General features: G+C 65.3%; 10 protein-coding genes and 1 pseudogene. 6 read left to right on the top strand and 5 right to left on the bottom strand.

The genetic code is table 11. The features are described 5' to 3' along the window. Complete coding sequence (locus G6N68_RS20645; protein ID WP_163716246.1) at positions 1–3,408, bottom strand: TM0106 family RecB-like putative nuclease; 3,408 nt, start codon at positions 3,406–3,408, stop codon at positions 1–3. 85 nt (positions 3,409–3,493) lie between these two features. After that, positions 3,494–4,096, bottom strand: a complete 603-nt coding sequence (locus G6N68_RS20640; RefSeq protein WP_069421854.1) for an LppP/LprE family lipoprotein — start codon at positions 4,094–4,096, stop codon at positions 3,494–3,496. Between the two features lie 425 nt (positions 4,097–4,521). On the opposite strand from G6N68_RS20640, the gene G6N68_RS20635 reads away from it, so the two are divergent. Then, positions 4,522–5,007: a ParA family protein gene (locus G6N68_RS20635; protein ID WP_240355542.1), complete on the top strand. Its 486-nt coding sequence runs from the start codon at positions 4,522–4,524 to the stop codon at positions 5,005–5,007. Positions 5,008–5,105: 98 nt separating this feature from the next. On the opposite strand, the pseudogene G6N68_RS20630 reads toward G6N68_RS20635, so the two are convergent. Next, positions 5,106–6,495, bottom strand: a pseudogene (locus G6N68_RS20630) (IS1380 family transposase). A 1,447-nt stretch (positions 6,496–7,942) separates the two neighbouring features. Between G6N68_RS20630 and G6N68_RS20625 the strand changes: the two are divergent. Together G6N68_RS20625 and G6N68_RS20620 are read left to right on the top strand one after the other, a co-directional pair. Further along, positions 7,943–8,551, top strand: a complete 609-nt coding sequence (locus G6N68_RS20625) for a ParA family protein (RefSeq protein WP_069421853.1) — start codon at positions 7,943–7,945, stop codon at positions 8,549–8,551. Then, the gene (locus G6N68_RS20620; protein ID WP_139805234.1) at positions 8,548–9,006 is read left to right on the top strand and encodes a hypothetical protein; all 459 of its coding nucleotides are present in this window, start codon (positions 8,548–8,550) and stop codon (positions 9,004–9,006) included. The genes G6N68_RS20625 and G6N68_RS20620 overlap by 4 nt, the downstream gene beginning before the upstream one ends. Before the next feature lie 225 nt (positions 9,007–9,231). Here G6N68_RS20620 and G6N68_RS20615 read toward each other — a convergent pair whose 3' ends face one another. Continuing rightward, complete coding sequence (locus G6N68_RS20615) at positions 9,232–9,591, bottom strand: hypothetical protein (RefSeq protein WP_069421851.1); 360 nt, start codon at positions 9,589–9,591, stop codon at positions 9,232–9,234. A 436-nt stretch (positions 9,592–10,027) separates the two neighbouring features. On the opposite strand from G6N68_RS20615, the gene G6N68_RS20610 reads away from it, so the two are divergent. Further along, the gene (locus G6N68_RS20610) at positions 10,028–11,116 is read left to right on the top strand and encodes an IS1380 family transposase (protein ID WP_163716244.1); all 1,089 of its coding nucleotides are present in this window, start codon (positions 10,028–10,030) and stop codon (positions 11,114–11,116) included. Between the two features lie 1,046 nt (positions 11,117–12,162). Further along, a complete protein-coding gene (locus G6N68_RS31575) occupies positions 12,163–15,414 on the top strand; it encodes a PE domain-containing protein (protein WP_275899982.1) in 3,252 nt (1,083 codons plus the stop codon). A gap of 733 nt (positions 15,415–16,147) precedes the next feature. Here G6N68_RS31575 and G6N68_RS31565 read toward each other — a convergent pair. Continuing rightward, complete coding sequence (locus G6N68_RS31565) at positions 16,148–16,279, bottom strand: hypothetical protein (RefSeq protein WP_275899981.1); 132 nt, start codon at positions 16,277–16,279, stop codon at positions 16,148–16,150. Between the two features lie 1,019 nt (positions 16,280–17,298). Between G6N68_RS31565 and G6N68_RS20585 the strand changes: the two genes are divergently transcribed. Further along, complete coding sequence (locus G6N68_RS20585) at positions 17,299–18,162, top strand: hypothetical protein (protein ID WP_139805463.1); 864 nt, start codon at positions 17,299–17,301, stop codon at positions 18,160–18,162. The last annotated feature ends 518 nt before the right edge of the window (positions 18,163–18,680 follow it).

Raw genomic sequence — 18,680 nt, 5'->3', positions numbered from 1 at the left:
TCACTCGCCGGTCAACGCGAGGAAGGCGCCCAGGTCCACCAGTCCGGCGGGCGTGGCCGGCAGGTATTGGGTCAGCAGTTCCGAGCGCACGATCACGGCCGCGAACTGTGCCCTGCTGATGGCGACGTTAAGCCGGTTCCTGTTGAGCAGGAACGCAATTCCGCGCGGCACGTCATCGATAGATGAGGCCGTCATCGAGATGAAGACTATCGGTGCCTGCCCGCCCTGGAACTTGTCGACGGTGCCGACCCGCACCTTGGCCAGGCCGGCCTCGGCCAATCGGTGGCGCAACAGCGCTACCTGTGCGTTGTACGGCGCCAGCACCAGCACGTCGGCGGGCGCCAACCGGCGGGTGCCGTGCTCATCGGTCCACAAGCTGCCCTTCAGGCGCCGAATCTCGGCGACGATCGCGTCGGCCTCTTCGGAGCTTTCCACCGAATTGCCTTGGTGGCGAACGGAAAGCACCCGCAGACCGGGCTCGCATCCGGCAAGGCGACGCGCAGCGGTGCAGTCGTCATGGGAGTGCAGCCTGCCCCCATACGACAACGCCGACACCGCAGCGCAAACCGCAGGGTGCATGCGGTAGGAGCGGTCCAGGAAGTAACCACGCTCGTCGGGCAGGGTCGGCTGGCCGTCGACCAGCCAGTCCAGCGCGGACCTGTCGACCGGTTCGGGGTGAGTGCCCTGGCTGACCTGCGGCAGTTGTTGAGGGTCGCCGAGCAACAACAGGTTTGCTGCCGCCGGGGCCACGGCAATCGTGTTGGCCAGGCAGAATTGGCCGGCCTCGTCGATGACGAGCAGATCCAGACTGCCCGGGGGCACTCGGTTGCTGTTAGCGAAATCCCATGCCGTGCCGCCAATCACGCAACCCGCCGTCTCAGCGATGAATGCCGGGTAGGCGTTCTCGCTGATCTCCTGCCAGCGTGGGTTTTCGCAGCCGGAGCGCTTCTTGGCCACTTGCTGTGGGTCCAGGGCGGCGTCGATCACGCAGCCCAGCAGATTCTCGACCGTGGCGTGCGACTGTGCGACCACACCGATGCGCCAGTCGTGGGCGGTGACCAGGTGCGTGATCGCCCGAGCGGCGGTGTAGGTCTTGCCCGTTCCGGGCGGGCCGTGCACCGCCACGTAAGACGAGTCGAGATCGAGCACCGCCTCGGTAATGTTGGCGACGATGTCCCCGCCGCGCGGCAGTGCCGCGCCGCTGCGAGTGCGCGGCGCGCGGCGCAACAACACGTCCATCAGCGCGGTCTCGGGTAGCTGCGGCAAACCTTCGGCGACGCCCGCGGCCGTCGACTCGATGGATGCGCGCAACGCCCCCGTCGGCACCGGAGGCCCGGGCGTTAGAGCGATCGGAGTCTGGTGAAATATGTTGCCGTCAGCGCCCGTTCGCTCGAGGATGACGACCTCGGTGGGCACGACGGGGTCGTCGACTTCAACGACGACGGCCTTTGCCGCCGCCCGGCGGTCGGGGTCGTCCGTCATGCCGGGCGGAGCCGGAGGTTCGTACAGGGCGTAGACCTCCGTCTTGAGGTCACCGCGCGCCAGCTCACCGGTCAGCCGCAGGCGGCGCTGTTGCTTGCGCGCACGGGGAGGCGTGTGCCAGTCGGCGACGACGGCGAAATCGCTGACGAGAAAAACGTCCGTGTTGTCCGACCATTCTTCCGCGGGATAGTTCAGCCGGTCGAAGTGCGCCCACCAAAATGGCTTGTCCTCGCGGCGGTGATAGCCGCGGGCGGCGGCCACCAGGGCAACCGCGATCTGCTCTGGCGTGCGGTCCGCCGCCGCGGTGTCCCCGCTGAACTCCGACAACCTCGCGGCCAGTTGGTCGTGGTCTTCGATGGCGGCGCCATCCGGAATCGGTTGCACCCCAACCGGGGTGACACCGGCCTCCCAGGCGCGCATGAGCAGCCAGTCACGCAGTTTGCGGGTCGACAGGCAGTCGTAGTGGTTGTAATCTTCGATCTCTTTCAGAACAGTCGCGGCCTCCTCTGCGCGACCCGCGTCGCGCAGTTCGCAGTAGCGTGCGTAGGAGGTGATCGAGTCGGTGGCGGTGGTGACGTCCCCCGAGCGCAGCTGGTCTCCCATATAGAGCGGTTCCAGCGCCTTCAAGCTGAAGGACTCCGCACCAACGCGAATGCTCTTGCGCACCAACGGATAAAGGTCTACCAGGACGCCATTGCGCAACAAGTCGTCGACGTCGTCCTCGCCGACGCCATAGCGACCGGCGAGCCGCAGCAACGCAGTCTTCTCGTACGGCGCGTAGTGGTAGATGTGCATGTTTGGATAGCGCTTGCGGCGCTTGGCCACCATCGCCAGAAACTCTTTCAACGCATTGCGCTCGTCCACCCGGTTGTGCGCCCACAATGGACGGAAGGCGCCCCTCCGCCCGCCCTCCAGCACGCCGAACAGGTACTCCAGCCCCCACTCGGTGCCGTCCGCCGTCCACAGCGGGTCGCCTTCGAAGTCGAAAAACAGATCACCCGGGTTCGGCTCGGGCAACAGCGACAGCGGCTGGGGGTCGGCGATCTCGAATTGCGGTGTGCCGGTATCGCGTTGGCGGACCTGTATTCGCGCCTGGGCGGTGAGCTTGGTCAGGGCGCTCGCGGCCAGATTGGGTACCGGGCCGGAATGCTCGGCGAGTTCGGTGATGGTGGTGATGCCTGCGTCGATCAGCTTCTCCCGGTGGTTTACTCGCATGCCGGCGACCAGCAGCAGGTCGTCGGTCGCGCGCAACTGCTCGACGCACAGCGGGCAGCGGAAACACGCTTTCACCTCTTCGTCATCCCAGCGCACTGCCGCCCCGGACGCGTAGTGGTCGTCGAGCAGACGCTGCAAGCTCGCGCGCTGGGTGCGGTAGACCGGGATCAGGTCCTCGACGCGGTATGGGACCACGGTCCCGTCGCCGAGTTCCAGTTCGGCCTTGGGAGCCACTGGCACGCCCGAAGCAGTCAGCCCGTCCGCGTAGGCGGCCAGCTGCAACAGCGCGGTGACCTTGGGGGACCGGGCCAGCTTGGTGTCCACGACCCGGTACAGCTCGCCGTCGCGGATCAGAAAATCGGCGAACCCGACGAAACGGCCGTCGAACATCGCGGCCTGATACACCACCGGCGCGCCATTGGCGATCGCGCGCTGGGTCGCCTTGGCTGCCGCCGTAAACCCCGCCACCGTGTACGCCGGACGACCGATGACGGCGACTCCGTCTCCGAATTCTTCGCGCAATTGGTCGAGCCGACGCCGCTCATGCTCGTCGCCAAGGGCAGCGGTCCGTGCCAGCAGTTCGTCCTCGACGGTGACGGCGGGACCCCGGCCCAATCGGGCGTCGAAATCCCGTAACAGCGCGTACTCGCAGCGCGCTGCGGATGCCAGATCCGAAGCGCTGTAGACGATGCTGCCGTCCGCGATGAACACGGTTGCCACTGTAGGGGAATGGTCTGACAACTAGGCGGCGCCGCTTGGCGGCGGCAGGCTCAACCGGCTGGCTCAACCGGCTTGCTCAACCTCGCGTATTCCCGATGACCTCGACGGAGCTGCCGTTCCAGTGAAACTTCACCACGCTGGCCAACCCGACACCGTTGGTGTACGTCATCGCCACCGTGTCGCCGGTCGTCTGAGAAGGGTCAATGCCGTTGAATCCGTATGTGTCTGGCACACCCTGCGGGATGAACTTGCCGAGGTGGAACAGCACCGCTCGGGTTGGCGGGTTGCCCGCGTTCGTGTTGGCCTTGATGATCACGGCCGACAGCTGCGCGCACTCGTTGTAGTTGCCGGCCAGCGGTTCAGGATTCCAAGGCTGCGCGGTGCGCGGCTCGCGGGGCAATTCCGAGACGACTTTCGCGATGGTGGGCGAGGCGAGATTGACCTCACACGGGTCCTTCGGTGCTTCGCTGGTGGGCGGGGCAGCAGTGGCGGGCGTGGGGTCTGCTGTCCTTTCGGCGCTGCCGGCGGGCGTCGTCGCGGTGCTGGGTTTGGCGGTTGGTGTTTTTGCGACGGTGGAGTCCCCCGATCCGCAGCCCACCAACGTCGCTGCGGCTAGGGCGAGGACAGCCACGCCTGCCAGCGGCGTGGCGCGAGAGGATAGCGACCACACATCGCGCACGGTACCGCTGTGGGCCCCGTGGGTGTGGCAGGCGTGGCCGCAAAGCGCCGTCGGGTGACACCGTGATGTTGGCGCGCGGCGACTCGCGATGCGCGCCGTTGCAGGCATGCGCCGGACGGTTGCCACTGCTTCCGCCGCGAAACCCGCGGGTTCATCCAAGGCAATTTGTGAAAATCGTTCCGGAACTCACATGAAAGGCCTAATCTCATTTGCGTTCGGCAGGAGGTTCTTCGCGGTAGGCGGGTTGCGTGCAGCGGGGAGCCGCTTTTTCGCCTGTTCTGTGGGTTCGCCAGTTTGGCGTTTTTGCGCACGGATCAACTTGGGAGCCGGTTACTAGCAGGTGGGGTCCACCACCTAGCTGGCAGCGTCGACCCAGGGAAGCGGTGTCTGCTTCCCCGCGCGCGTTTGAAGGGACTCGCAGAGCTGTGATCTGGTCGCTGGTGCACACGAAGGGCGGCGTCGGAAAGACGACGACCGCAATGTTCTTGGCGTCGGCCGCGGTGCGCCGAGGGCTCCCGGTGCGGGTGATAGATGCCGATCCGCAGGCATCGGCATCTTCGTGGGCCGACCGGGCGGCGCATCGGGGTACTCCGTTGCCCTTTGAGGTCATTCCGGGGACGGGGTCGGTTGTGCGGGCGCTGTCCAGCGGACCCGGAGAGCTGCTGTTGGTAGATAGCCCGCCTGGCGTGGCGGCGGCGATTGACGCGGCGGTTGATGCAGCCGATCTAGTGATCATTCCGACGGGAACTCGTGCCGCGGACATCGATCGGATTTGGCCAACGTTGGACATCACTGCACACCGTCCCACGACGATTCTGTTGACCATGCTCGACATGCGGAAGGCAGAGGCGGTAGCGATGCCCCATGCCTTAGCCTCAAACCACCGATGGGCCGTCGTGGTGATTGGTTGAGCCTTTGATCTTGATTCTGGTGACGGTGGACGCGGGGTAGCTGCTGGTCTGCCCAGCTTTTCCTGTGGGGTCCTGGTTGTCGGGTCGTGTGATGATGTTCAGGTTCGTTGTGGGTGGCCGATGATGTTGTGCCACAGGGTGATCCAGGCGGGTTCCCAGGGCCAGTGGGTGGGTAGGTGCAGGATCGGTTTGCGCTGGGGTCGGGCCAGGCGTGCGGGGATGTTGACCAGGTGTCGGCGCAGGGTGGTGCCGCGGGTGTTGCGGTGGCGGGTGCCGGCCAGGGTCGCGGCCGCACGCAACAGGTTATGTGCGATGGCCGCGCAGATCGCCCATGCGCAATTGGCGCCGAAGCGTCCAGAAGGTATGTGAGCCAGGGTCCGTCGATGAGATCTGCGAAGGTGGTTTCGATGATGGCGTGGCGGCGGTGAGTGATGTCAGCGTCGGTGGCGGGCTCGGTGGAGTTGGTGAAGAACGGGTGATACCGCCAGATCGGGAACAGTCCGTCGGGTTGGGTGGCGTCTTTGACACGGCGCACGATCAGGCGGGCGGTGATCGCCTCGGTATCGGATTCGGCCATGGTGTAGGTGGTCTCGGCGACTTCGGCGTCAGAGATCCATGCTCCGGTATCGGGATCGAGTACGGCGCCGGGGTATTTCACCGGGGTCCACGCGCCCTCGGGAATCGCGTCGATGGCGCGTTGCACTGCGGTGTTGCGGGTCAGCACCAGCGAGAACACCGCACCGTAGCGGCGGCAGGTCCGGATCACCGCACGGTTGCCGTAGGCACTGTCACCGCGCACGGTGATCAGCCCGCTCACCCCGGCTGCGCGGGCAGTGGTGATCGCCTGGGCGACCATACGGGCCGCACCTTTGCCGGAGTTGGCTTTGCCGGCGCGGAGCCGGATCCCGGTCACCACTGGGGCGCGGTGTCGGTACTGACGGTGGTGACCAGAGGCGAGAGGCCTTTGCGCAGGACCTGCTTGCCGGCGATCTTGGTGTGCCCGTAAGAGGCGCCCTGCTTGGCGTGTCCATAGACTGGGCGCACCAACGAATCGATATCGATGAAGGCACGCACCTGCGCGCCGGGCAGCAGATCGGTCCGTTTGCATAGACCGGCCAGATGCTCGGCCAGCACCGAATCCAACTGGCGGGCATGGCCGAAGGTGAACTCCCGCAACAGAGTTCCCACCGTTGAGGGCGCATACACCCGGTGAAAAAGGGTCTTCATCCCGCCGGCGCGGACCAGGTCGACATCGTCGATGTAGTCCGCGCCCGCGCACATGCTCGCGATCAGGGTGGCCAGTTTCGGGGCGGGGTTGGCCGACCCGGACTTGATCCGAGGTGCCGTGATGTGAATCTTGTTGGCCAACAACTCCGACAGGCCAGCCTGCTCAGCCAAGACCATCACCGGCACCAGGCCCGCGCACGACACGAGATTGTCCTCATCGAATACGGCGGACTGCGGGGTGAAGGTGTGGGACACTCGCACTGGAAGTGCCTTTCTCGAACTGGACCGATTGTTGCCTGAAGAACACCAATCATCCCAGCTCAGAGGGCACTTCCTTATACCGACACCCCGACAGACAGCTCATTCGTCAGTGGATCCAGGCTTAGTAGCTGCGGGTGCTCCGTTATTGCGATGCACTGTGCGGTCAAAGATGGCGATTGAGCGGGCATTTGGCCGTGATGTCTCGCAGGGGTTGGGGGACTATGCGGCAGTGTTCGACGAACTCATTGCAGCGGCGATCGATGGGGAGGTCGCGGCACTGTGACTCGAAAAGCTTTGGACGGCGGATGCGGTACGCGACGCCGTGATCCGCCGACCAACAGTCAGCGCAGTATGTGCTCGTGGTGTGAGAATCAGATTGAGACTGAAACGTTCAGTGTGCTGATGCATCAACAGAAAAGCCATGGCAATCGGGGTACGGGCTGCTTGTCGTCGCATGCACCGGGCACAACGGGCACCGACTTCGAAGCGGATTCCTTCCGGCGGGGCGATCTGGCTCCGCGTCGCCGCGCCGGGGCCAGCCGCCCTGTTGAGATGTCATGCCGCCGCATCCGGGTGGGGGATTACACCTCGAGCACGAAGCTTCTAGATCAGGGTGCTAGCCACACCGGCGAGGTCACGGGCGCGAGCCCTTTGTTTAGGCGTTTTCCCCTCGCGTTGATTTTCCGCACGTAGGCTCCTTCCGGAAATATTCTTCAACAATCTTGTAGCGTCATATGCACGAAAATAAGGGGTCCGTGAATTTGCCCGCGCAAATAACACAAGCTGGTCCTGTACGCGCTGATCGCGCCTTCGCTGCAGATCACGCCATCATCGACGAAGAAGGCGCCCCGCAAAGCTATTACTGATCCACTATGGCTAACCCGATCGGCTGCACCCGCCTTCCTTAAACGCCTCCACGACACTCTCAACCGGCGACCTAGGCCCACCCTCAAACTCGACACCCTCGCACGACGCGTCGCCGCGCTCATCGCCCAAGCCGTCAGACGCAGTTGTTGCACTGATCGCTTGGGATTGAAGAGGTTTGGATGCAGGGGCCAATACATACTTTTAGGTACGTTTTGATCAGTTTTTGATGCCTTTGAGTCACGATACGGCCCGATCAAGCTACGGAAGGTGTCGTCAGATGCGAGGTCAGAGCCATTTGATTCCTGCTTTTTGTGGAATGCCCGTAATCTGCTCAGAACTGGCGAAGAAACAACCCCCCGCCAATGCAATGACATTGTCGTCTAGTCATATGTACTATGTGCGAACCGACTGAGGACCTCGAGGGTCCGTGTGGTGGTGCATCTTGAGCAAGGAGGCTTCCTACGTCGTCCGTGGTAGACGCCGCGACCACTTGGTAGGTCGCAGCGTCCAGAAGATTTGAGCAGCGGCTTTGTTTCGCGCGCGAGATGTACGACATCTATTCGGGGTTGTTTGGAGAACTGTGATCTGGTCACTTGTGCATACCAAGGGCGGCGTCGGGAAGACGACGACGGCGATGTTTTTGGCCGCGGCTGCGATGCGGCGTGGAGTTCCGGTGCGTGTCGTTGATGCGGATCCGCAAGGATCCGCGGAGTCGTGGGCTGATCGTGCGGCACATTTGGGAACGCCGTTGCCCTTCGATGTCGTCCCGGCGACGCCGGCTGACGTGCGTGTGCTGTCGCATGAACCCGACGAATTGCTCCTGATAGATACCCCCCCCGGAACGGCCACGGTGATCGATGCGGCGGTTGATGCAGCCGATCTGGTGATCATTCCGACTAGGCCTTGCGCCGCGGATATCGACCGGGTTTGGCCGACGCTAGATATTACGCAGCACCGTCCCACGACGATTCTGCTCACGCTGGTGGACATGCGGAAGGTGGAGGCCGTGGAGATGCCGCGCGTCTTGGCGGAGGCGAATGCTCCTGTGCTGCGGAGCGTCGTGCGGGATCGAGGCGCGATCGAGCGGGCGTTCGGTCGCGGTTTTCCACAGCATCTGGGAGACTACGCAGGCGTATTTGATGAACTGATGGCAGCGGTGCGGATCGTGCGGGAGGCTGTGACGTTATGACGGAAAAGCTTTCGACGGCCGACGCAGTGCGGGACGCGGTGATCCGCCGGCCGACTGGAGCCGCGGCGATAGCGCGGGCTGCGAGTGGATTGCAAGCCGGCGTCGCCCCTCGGGCCACTCCCCCTCCCTCCCCGACACCGGTGGTGTACGAGGCAATGCGCACGACGCTGCACCTCTCCCCGGCCATGCGTACCGCCCTTAAACGGCGGGCACTGGACCTGGAAACTACTATGGGCGACCTGATCCGCGCCGCTATCAACTCGGGGTTGCAGGACCCCGCGGCGCTGGCTCGCGCGTCGATGGCGCACCGTGGCGCTGGCGGTGGTGTTCGGACCACCCTCGACTTGCCACGGCCTGTGCACCGGACGCTTAAGCGGGTAGCCGCGGATGAGGAGACGAGCCTGCAAGCGCTAGTCGTCGCGGCTGTAGTTCAGGCCTACGCTGACCTTATTTGATGGGTCAGTAAACGCCGGAGCATCTGAGGTCATTACATCCGCCTCACGCCATCGATGGTTAGTTGGGCGTGTGGCCGCGACTGGTAGCAAACAACCGACGCCTTTTGCGTCCAGTCCTACCGATCCAGCTTGAGCCAGCCTCGCACAATTTGTTGTCTCACGTCGATTAGGTCGTGTGCCTACGCACTGCCGTCGGTGTACTGCGTTCCGCAGCGCGCAGCGTCGTCAGCCGTGCACCTCCAGCGGAAGTGAGAGGATTCCAGCCCCGCTAGTAACCACAAACACCCAACGGCCATTCACCGGCAGCGTTACCTCGACGTTGAAGAAAGCGAATCCCATTTCGCCCTTGGCTGCGGCTTCTGGCAGCTCGTACTCGACGACCAGTGAGTCGTCATCGGTCGGGGGCTTGATCTCTACCTCAACGCCCTGAAAGGGACTATCCGTCTCGGCCTGGGTCAGCACCACGAGCACGAAGACGGCTTGTCGGTCAGGCCCGACGAAGTATCGCGACAGCACGCCGCCCGAGACGTTGAGTTTGTTATCTACGACCGAAGCCGCTTCGGCAAGGAAGGCCCCGGTAATCACCCCGCCTAACCCGGATTTTTCGTGAAACGTTGTGAGTTTCGGGGTGTAGATATGCGAAAGTGCCTGTCCTGCAAGGAATAATTGGACTTCTCTACGGGTTCAGTCGTTCCAGCGGGAAGGCACCTCGCAGGTGAAGAATATCGCGGTCGGGTCGCGGGTGAAAGTTTCCGCCGACGGTTATGGTGTCGTGTCGCATGCCGGGATGGCCATGGTGCGTGAGCTCGCGGACCGCAGCGGGTTATCGGCGCAGGTCACCGCCGCGTTGGCAGATACCTACCGGGGCCCGTGGGTGTATGCGCCCGGGAGGTGTTCGCTGATCTGGCTGCCGCGGTCGCCGATGGGGCGGACTGCATCGACGCGGTCGGACAACTGTGCGGCGACCGTGAGCATGTCCTGGGTGCCAAAGCCTCCACGACCACGATGTGGCGGCTAATCGATGAGCGCATCGATGCTTCGCACCTACCGCGGGTGCGTGCCGCCCGGGCTGCGGCCCGCGCAGCCTGGGCCGCCGCGCCGCCCCGCACCGGGTGGCTGGTTGCACATCGACATCGACGCCACCCTGGTCCTCGATCATTCCGATAACAAGGAGAAGGCAGGGGCGACCTGGAAAAAGACCTACGGTCACCACCCGCTGCTGGCCTTCGTGGACCGCCCCGAGATCGCCGGCGGGGAAGCGCTGGCCGGCCTACTGCGCCCCGGTGGCGCGGGCTCCAACACCGCAGCTGACCACGTCAGTGTCCTAGCGCAGGCACTGGCCGGCCTGCCGGCGCGATGGCGGCCGGACCCCGATCATCGCGACGACCCCGACAAGCCGGCGGTGCTGGTGCGCTGCGACACCGCCGGGGCCACCCACGACTTCGCCGACGCCTGCCGCGGGCGTGGGGTTCTCCTTCGGCTACCCCGTGGATTGGCGGGTGCAGGACGCTGTGGACACTCTCAACATCGGGCAGTGCTGGTATCCGGCGATCGACACCGACGGTGGTATCCGCGAGGGCGCCTGGGTCGCCGAGGCCACCAACCTGGTCAACCTGTCATCGTGGCGGCGGGGACCCGGCTGATCCTGCGCAAGGAAAGGCCCCATCCGGGTGCGCAGTTGCGGTTCACCGACGCCGACGGGATGCGGGTCACCGCGTTCATCACCGACACACCGCCCGGTGTGATCGCCGGCCAGGTGGCAGGTCTGGAACTACGCCACCGCCAACACGCCCGCGTCGAAGACCGCATCCGCGAACTCAAAGCCACCGGCCTGCGCAACCTGCCGTGTCAGGCATTCGACGCCAACGCCGCCTGGCTGGAAATCGTCTTGGCCGCAGCCGATCTGGTCACCTGGTGCCAGCTCATCGGATTCACCGGCCACCCCGGCCTGACCCGTGCCGAGATCGCTACCTTCCGCTACCGAGTCCTGCACGTCGCAGCCCGCATCACCCGCGGCGCCCGCCGAACCCGACTACGCATCGACGCCACCTGGCGATGGGCCGCAGCCATCGCCACCGCATGGCAACACATCCGCACCGCCTTCGGTTGACCGACAACCCAGCTGACCAACCGAGCACGAAAGACCACCGGCCCTGGGAAAGCCCGCCAACCCGGCGACACGGGACAACCCCAACACGCCCTAAACCACACAAACCCCAGACACCACGCACCCCATCGCCAAGTCCGACCGAAATCACCCTCGACGAAAAATCGAGGCTAAGGTACATCAAGCTCTAATGGGCTGTTCAACGATGCTTTAGTCACACCATGCCATGCCAATCGACTTGTCGTTGATCGCGCTTACATCGTCGTCGCGGCATACACCGACCGCATGAGCGGCCTCTCAGGCGCCACCGTTCTAGGGGTCCAGGCCGCAATGCGCAGCGATCGTGCCGTACCACGGGAGTCGGCTAACCCCGCTACCTCCCAACACCCCCTCTACTTCCCTGATCTCAACGCACTAAGCGATGCCCGCCGACCTCCCTAACATGCGCGTCACCCGATCGAACGAACAAAAACTGAGGGACATCGGGCGCTACGCGCCGGTGGTCCCATAACGGCAATACAGGTGGTCCGTTTAGCCTGGCAAAAATCGGGTCAACTGGGTCTCACGCTCATGGCAAGCGAGCCAGGGTCCACCCTGATGAATGTATTTCTTTTGTTCTGTGCGAAGAGACGGATGTACTTAGACCGCAAATCTTCCTCGCATGATATCTGGTACCGAGCAGGCGCAGAATGGCAAATGCTAAATTTTCTAGTTTGCTGCAAAGTACCTGTTCAGAGGCATGCAGCGCGCCAGGGCAGACTATCAGCAAAATCAAAGATGCAGACAGAACGCCGCCGCTGGCACCATCAATATATCGACGTATTCATCAGTATTTTTGTCAATATATAAGTGCATATTGATGCGCATATGTGTTTCCATAAATATTGTTTTCCAGAGCTATCTGGGTTCACAGAAAATCGACAAAAGCAATGGCAACTTAATGGCTGCAAAGCGCGCCATCGCGTGTATTCTTCCAATCCGTGGGTGGGACCGCCGCCCCATGCCATGGCCCTATGCAGGGCTGGCGATTGAAGATGAGGTGCAATGTCATGACTTCGCCTTTGTACATCTCACCGGCTGTGGTCCAGTGGTTGGCTGCGAATCTCGACGGCATCGCCGAGAGATTGGCCAGTGCGACGGCGGCGGCTGCAGGTCCGACCACGGCGATAGCGGCTGCGGCAGCCGACGAGGTGTCGACGGCGATAGCTCTAATGTTCTCGCATTCTGCGGAGGAGTTTCAGGCGCTGGCTGGGCAGGCAGCGGCGTTCCATGATCAGTTCACGCGAACTTTGGCGGCCAGCGCTGCCTCGTATCAGAGCACCGAGGTTGCCAATGCGGCGGCGCAGGCGTTGGGGGCGGCGAGTGATCCGGTCAATGGGCTGATCGAGCAACTTACGGGGCGTCCGTTGATCGGAGACGGTGCGGCCGGGACTTCGGGTCCGCAGGGGACGGCTGGCGGTGCCGGCGGATGGTTGTACGGCAGCGGTGGTGCCGGTGGCGACAGCACGGCGCCGGGCGCTGTCGGCGGTGCCGGCGGGTCGTCGGGGTTGATCGGTAGGGGCGGCGCCGGAGGCATCGGCGGTCCCGGTGCTGCCGGCGGCGCCGGCGGTGCTGGTGGGTGGCTGTTTGGCCATGGTGGCGCCGGCGGTGCTGGCGGAACGGCCATCGTGGGTCCCGGTGGAGCCGGTGGCGCCGGGGGTGCCGGCGGATTCTTCTTCGGCCAGGGCGGTGCTGGTGGTGCCGGCGGTGCTGGCGGAACGGGAGTAGCCGCCAATGGTGGTGCCGGTGGTGTCGGTGGTGCTGGCGGGTTCTTCATGGGCCAGGGCGGTGCTGGTGGTTCCGGCGGAGCGGGCATTGCCCCCGGTGCTAACGGTGGTGCCGGTGGTGCCGGTGGTGCCGGAGGGTTCTTCATGGGCCACGGCGGTGCCGGTGGCGCCGGCGGGGCCGGTGCCCCGGGTGCTGCGGCGGTTGGAGTAGGTAATGGTGGCGCCGGTGGCAACGGTGGGGCTGGTGGTGCGGGTGGTGCGGGTGGCTTCCTTTTGGGCCATGGCGGTGACGGTGGTGCCGGCGGGCAGGCGGGTGTCGGGGGTGAGGGCGCCGGTGGTGGTAACGGCGGTCCCGGCGGCGTAGGCGGCCTAGGCGGCCGCGGAGGTGAAGGCGGCGCGTTCTTCGGCCAGGACGGACACGACGGTCAAAACGGTCAGTCTGGTGGTGGCGGAGGTGGCGGCGGTGCCACCGGGGCGACCGGCCCGATCGGCCCGACCGGCCCGGCTGGCCCGACCGGCCCGGTTGGCCCGACCGGCCCGGCTGGCCCGACTGGGCCGATTGGCCCGACCGGCCCGGCCGGTGACACCGGGGCGACTGGTCCGGTTGGCCCGACCGGCCCGGCCGGTGACACCGGGGCGACTGGTCCGGTTGGCCCGACCGGTGACACTGGTGCGACGGGCCCGGCTGGCCCGACCGGTGACACTGGTGCGACGGGCCCGGCTGGCCCGACCGGTGACACTGGTGCGACGGGCCCGGCCGGCCCGACCGGTGACACTGGTGCGACGGGCCCGGCCGGCCCGACTGGTGACACTGGGGCGACCGGTCCGACGGGTGACACCGGTGCGACCGGCCCGACGGGTGACACCGGAGCGACCGGCCCGACCGGCGACACCGGAGCCACTGGCCCGACGGGTGACACGGGGGCGACGGGTGACACCGGAGCCACTGGCCCGACCGGTGACACCGGGGCGACGGGTGACACCGGGGCGACCGGCCCGACGGGTGACACCGGAGCGACCGGCCCGACGGGTGACACCGGAGCGACCGGCCCGACCGGTGACACCGGGGCGACGGGTGACACCGGAGCCACTGGCCCGACGGGTGACACGGGGGCGACGGGTGACACCGGAGCGACCGGCCCGACGGGTGACACCGGAGCGACCGGCCCGACCGGTGACACCGGCCCGACGGGTGACACCGGAGCGACCGGCCCGACCGGTGACACCGGCCCGACGGGTGACACCGGAGCCACTGGCCCGACGGGTGACACGGGGGCGACGGGTGACACCGGAGCGACCGGCCCGACGGGTGACACGGGGGCGACGGGTGACACCGGGGCGACCGGCCCGACGGGTGACACCGGAGCCACTGGCCCGACGGGTGACACCGGGGCGACGGGTGACACCGGAGCCACTGGCCCGACCGGTGACACCGGAGCGACGGGTGACACCGGAGCCACTGGCCCGACCGGTGACACCGGAGCGACCGGCCCGACGGGTGACACCGGAGCGACCGGCCCGACCGGCGACACCGGAGCCACTGGCCCGACCGGTGACACCGGGGCGACGGGTGACACCGGAGCCACTGGCCCGACCGGTGACACCGGGGCGACGGGTGACACCGGGGCGACCGGCCCGACCGGTGACACCGGGGCGACGGGTGACACCGGGGCGACCGGCCCGACCGGCGACACCGGAGCGACCGGCCCGACCGGCGACACCGGAGCCACTGGCCCGACCGGTGACACCGGAGCGACGGGTGACACCGGAGCCACTGGCCCGACCGGTGACACCGGAGCGACCGGCCCGACCGGCGACACCGGAGCGACCGGCCCGACCGGCGACACCGGAGCCACTGGCCCGACCGGTGACACCGGGGCGACGGGTGACACCGGAGCCACTGGCCCGACCGGTGACACCGGGGCGACGGGTGACACCGGAGCGACCGGCCCGACCGGTGACACCGGGGCGACCGGCCCGACGGGTGACACCGGAGCCACTGGCCCGACCGGCGACACCGGAGCCACTGGCCCGACCGGTGACACCGGGGCGACGGGTGACACCGGAGCGACCGGCCCGACCGGCGACACCGGAGCCACTGGCCCGACCGGTGACACCGGGGCGACGGGTGACACCGGAGCCACTGGCCCGACCGGTGACACGGGGGCGACGGGTGACACCGGGGCGACCGGCCCGACGGGTGACACCGGAGGCACTGGCCCGACCGGTGACACCGGGGCGACGGGTGACACCGGGGCGACCGGCCCGACGGGTGACACCGGAGCCACTGGCCCGACCGGTGACACCGGGGCGACGGGTGACACCGGGGCGACCGGCCCGACGGGTGACACCGGAGCGACCGGCCCGACCGGTGACACGGGGGCGACGGGTGACACCGGGGCGACCGGCCCGACGGGTGACACCGGGGCGACCGGCCCGACCGGTGACACGGGGCGACGGGTGACACCGGGGCGACCGGCCCGACGGGTGACACCGGGGCGACCGGCCCGACCGGTGACACGGGGCGACGGGTGACACCGGGGCGACCGGCCCGACGGGTGACACCGGGGCGACCGGCCCGACCGGTGACACGGGGGCGACGGGTGACACCGGGGCGACCGGCCCGACGGGTGACACCGGGGCGACCGGCCCGACCGGTGACACCGGGGCGACGGGTGACACCGGAGCGACCGGCCCGACCGGCGACACCGGAGCGACCGGCCCGACCGGTGACACCGGGGCGACGGGTGACACCGGAGCGACCGGCCCGACCGGTGACACCGGGGCGACGGGTGACACCGGAGCGACCGGCCCGACCGGCGACACCGGAGCAACCGGCCCGACCGGTCCGACGGGTGACACCGGCCCGACCGGGCCGACCGGCGACACCGGAGCAACCGGCCCGACCGGTCCGACGGGTGACACCGGCCCGACCGGGCCGACCGGCGACACCGGCCCGACCGGGCCAACCGGGGACACCGGTCCGACCGGCCCGTAGGCCGGAGGAGGGGGTAGCGGGTGGCTACCCCCTCCATAGACCGGTACTAGGGATCGCCTATCTACAATCTGTGGTGGACGTGGCTGGGTGAGCTGAATCCTTAGGGGGCCTAGGGCGTTCGATGGTGAAAGCGGTGAACAATCTGCGCATTTCGACGCGGATTGGCGTGTCGTCGTGGTACTCGGGGCAAGGAGAAGCGACGATGCTGCGCGTGGCTAGTGCGGACGATGCAGTGCGGTGATTCATCGATCGCCGCCGCCCACGCAATTGCTAGTGCCAGTCGTCAGCCCGAGGGGTTATCTTTTCACACGTGGTGAGGGGGTGCACCGTGGTGCCAAGCTCAGCGAACGTGAACCCCACCGCGGCGGGGTTTTCGCCGAACAGCACGATTGGTGAGTCCACAGCCGGCCTCTACTCGCGTGGAACGATTCGCGACACGCGTTGCTGGATAACGACTTAGCGGTGCCAAAACCAGTGAATGCGCGCTACCCGACCTGCCTGAACATGATCGTGAAAGCGAGGCATACGTCATCGCGGAGATGCTAGATTCCGTCACGCCCCACATCAACTCGTAGGTGATTGTGGAGTCCTCGGGGGCAGAAAACCGCCAGCCCTGGCCCCAAATGCAGCCAAAACCGTCCAGGCATCTGAGCTCGGACCAGCGCAAGCTGTGTGGCGAGTCCGGCGCCTGTCTGCCATCGACAAAATCGAGAAACCCGTAGCGCTCACGCAGCAGCGCGCGGTCCTGGGCGGACAGATTAGCATCGACCACCGGAAATGCCCGAGCCGAAAGTGACACATCGAGGCAGCAGTTCAGGAACGAGTTAATGGCCTGCTCAGTGGTCTCGCGGTCCGCTAACCACCACCTTGGCCTCGCCTGGACCGGGGAACCAAACCCCGCACCAATGCTTCGGGATACGGTGACGCTTTAAACCCGGCTGATCGAATCTGAGCTATGAAGTGTTCAGGTAGGAATAAACTTTGCCGACGCATGCACGCTCACCGGTACCTGTCCGGCCGAGTCGGAGGTGCGTCGGGCACGTGCCGGCCGTTACGTCCTGGCCGAGTGGTCGCGAGCGCCCCGGCGATGTTCGACACCACACGCCTGGATCATCAAGCCGGCGGTGTGGAGGGCCGTGACCCGACCCCATCGTCGGACTCGACGGCGGGCGATCGGTGTCGAACTATAACCGCCGGGCTCGACGAGTGCTCTGCATCGCTGCAATGCGCCCTATGCAGCATCCCTCCGCCCCGACGCGCGTCGCGAAGAAGGCCGCAGTCGGATCTGTGGAGGCGAATTCTTAGTTCTGCAACCCCGATTCGATCAGTGATATGCAGGAATAATGAAACCGAGAGATGCAGCTGATCGTCTAGTGTTTTGTGTTGCTGTGGCGCGTCGCACCCGCTGATACCATGTGTGTATGGCTGCCGAAGAGAACGCGACGTATGTCGAATACGAAACGTTTTCTGCGGCAACCATCACCGACCAAAACATCAATGAATTTGCCACCCACAGCTATACGTTAATCGAACAACTAGTTCCATCGAAAGAACGGACTAGGATTTGCCAGCGAGCGCTTGAACTAGTTGAGAACGCGGCGCCCGGTCCGGGGCCCGGCTCATTTGAGAGGTGTGGTGACTTCCACATGGAATACCTTCTCGAGAGCCTTACTCCGACGATCGGACAAGTCGCTCAACACGTTCTTTTTCCCACCTATTCTTTCTTTCGTATTTACACGACCGGCGATGGCCTTGCAAGACACGTCGACCGGCCATCCTGTGAGTTCAGTGTGAGCGTTAATTTGGGATATAACGCCCCCACTCCCTGGCCGCTTTGGGTCGAAGGCCCCTTAGGTCCAAGGAGTGTTGCCCTGGAACCCGGGGATGCGGTGGTCTACCGGGGTTTGGAGTGCCCGCACTGGCGCGACCCGTTCGACGGCGAGTTTGCTGTGCAATTATTCTTGCATTATGTTGACCAAGACGGTCCTTACGCAGAATGGAAGTTTGACAAGAATCGTCGGCTCAGTACGATGCCCACAGCAATTCGACTTGCGAAGCATTTGCACCTCGAGTCCGCCGGAATTCTTGAGTTGGGTCCTAGTCGAAGCGTTCCGCTTAATCCCGTGTGGATTCTGGTTCTGGAAAAACTTCAGAGCAATTGCGCAGTAAATGAAATTGTGAACGACACGATGGCAAAATTTCACTTATCACAAGTCAGGGCGGAAGCACAAATACAATCTATCTTTTTCTGGCTGGAGAAGAACCGTCTTGTATATATTGACTAGAAGATGAGGCCCGGGAACAACTGGCGTGGCTGCCCGCCAGAGTTGGGCGTTGGGGTGGCACTCTTCGGCGATAAGTTCGTTGAGTGCTCGTTGATGGGTCCCGCACCAGCGCGTCGGGTTTTCATCTGGATGTTGAGCAGCGCAGATAGGGGCCAACTTCAGCTTAGGCGCCCCACCACGGTCGCCGCGTAGTCGCAGCAACATTGTCCGTAGCTCGCGACGCATTTGGATGATCGTCAAGCGGTAGGCAAGGTCGGCGAATCGGGCGAGGTGTCCGAATTCTAGAGCTGAAACATGACCTGTGCGGTCCAACGATGTCCGCCGGTTGTTCTTGGCCAGCTTACGGCGTCCCACGCCGCATCCTTGCCCACCTCGACGACATCTTCCTCGAGGGAGCCTTCGGCAAGTCCCTGTCACGTCGACCCGCCTGACGAAGCCGTTGTCGATGGCTGATCTCTGACTCACCTGGATTGGTGCGATGCTCGCCGAATAGCAAAACCATTGGACACAAAAGCCTC

The sequence above is a fragment of the Mycobacterium bourgelatii genome, assembly GCF_010723575.1.
Taxonomy (GTDB): domain Bacteria; phylum Actinomycetota; class Actinomycetes; order Mycobacteriales; family Mycobacteriaceae; genus Mycobacterium; species Mycobacterium bourgelatii.
The sequence above is the reverse complement of the archived record's forward strand: the minus strand, read 5'-3'. Positions and strand labels throughout refer to the sequence as shown.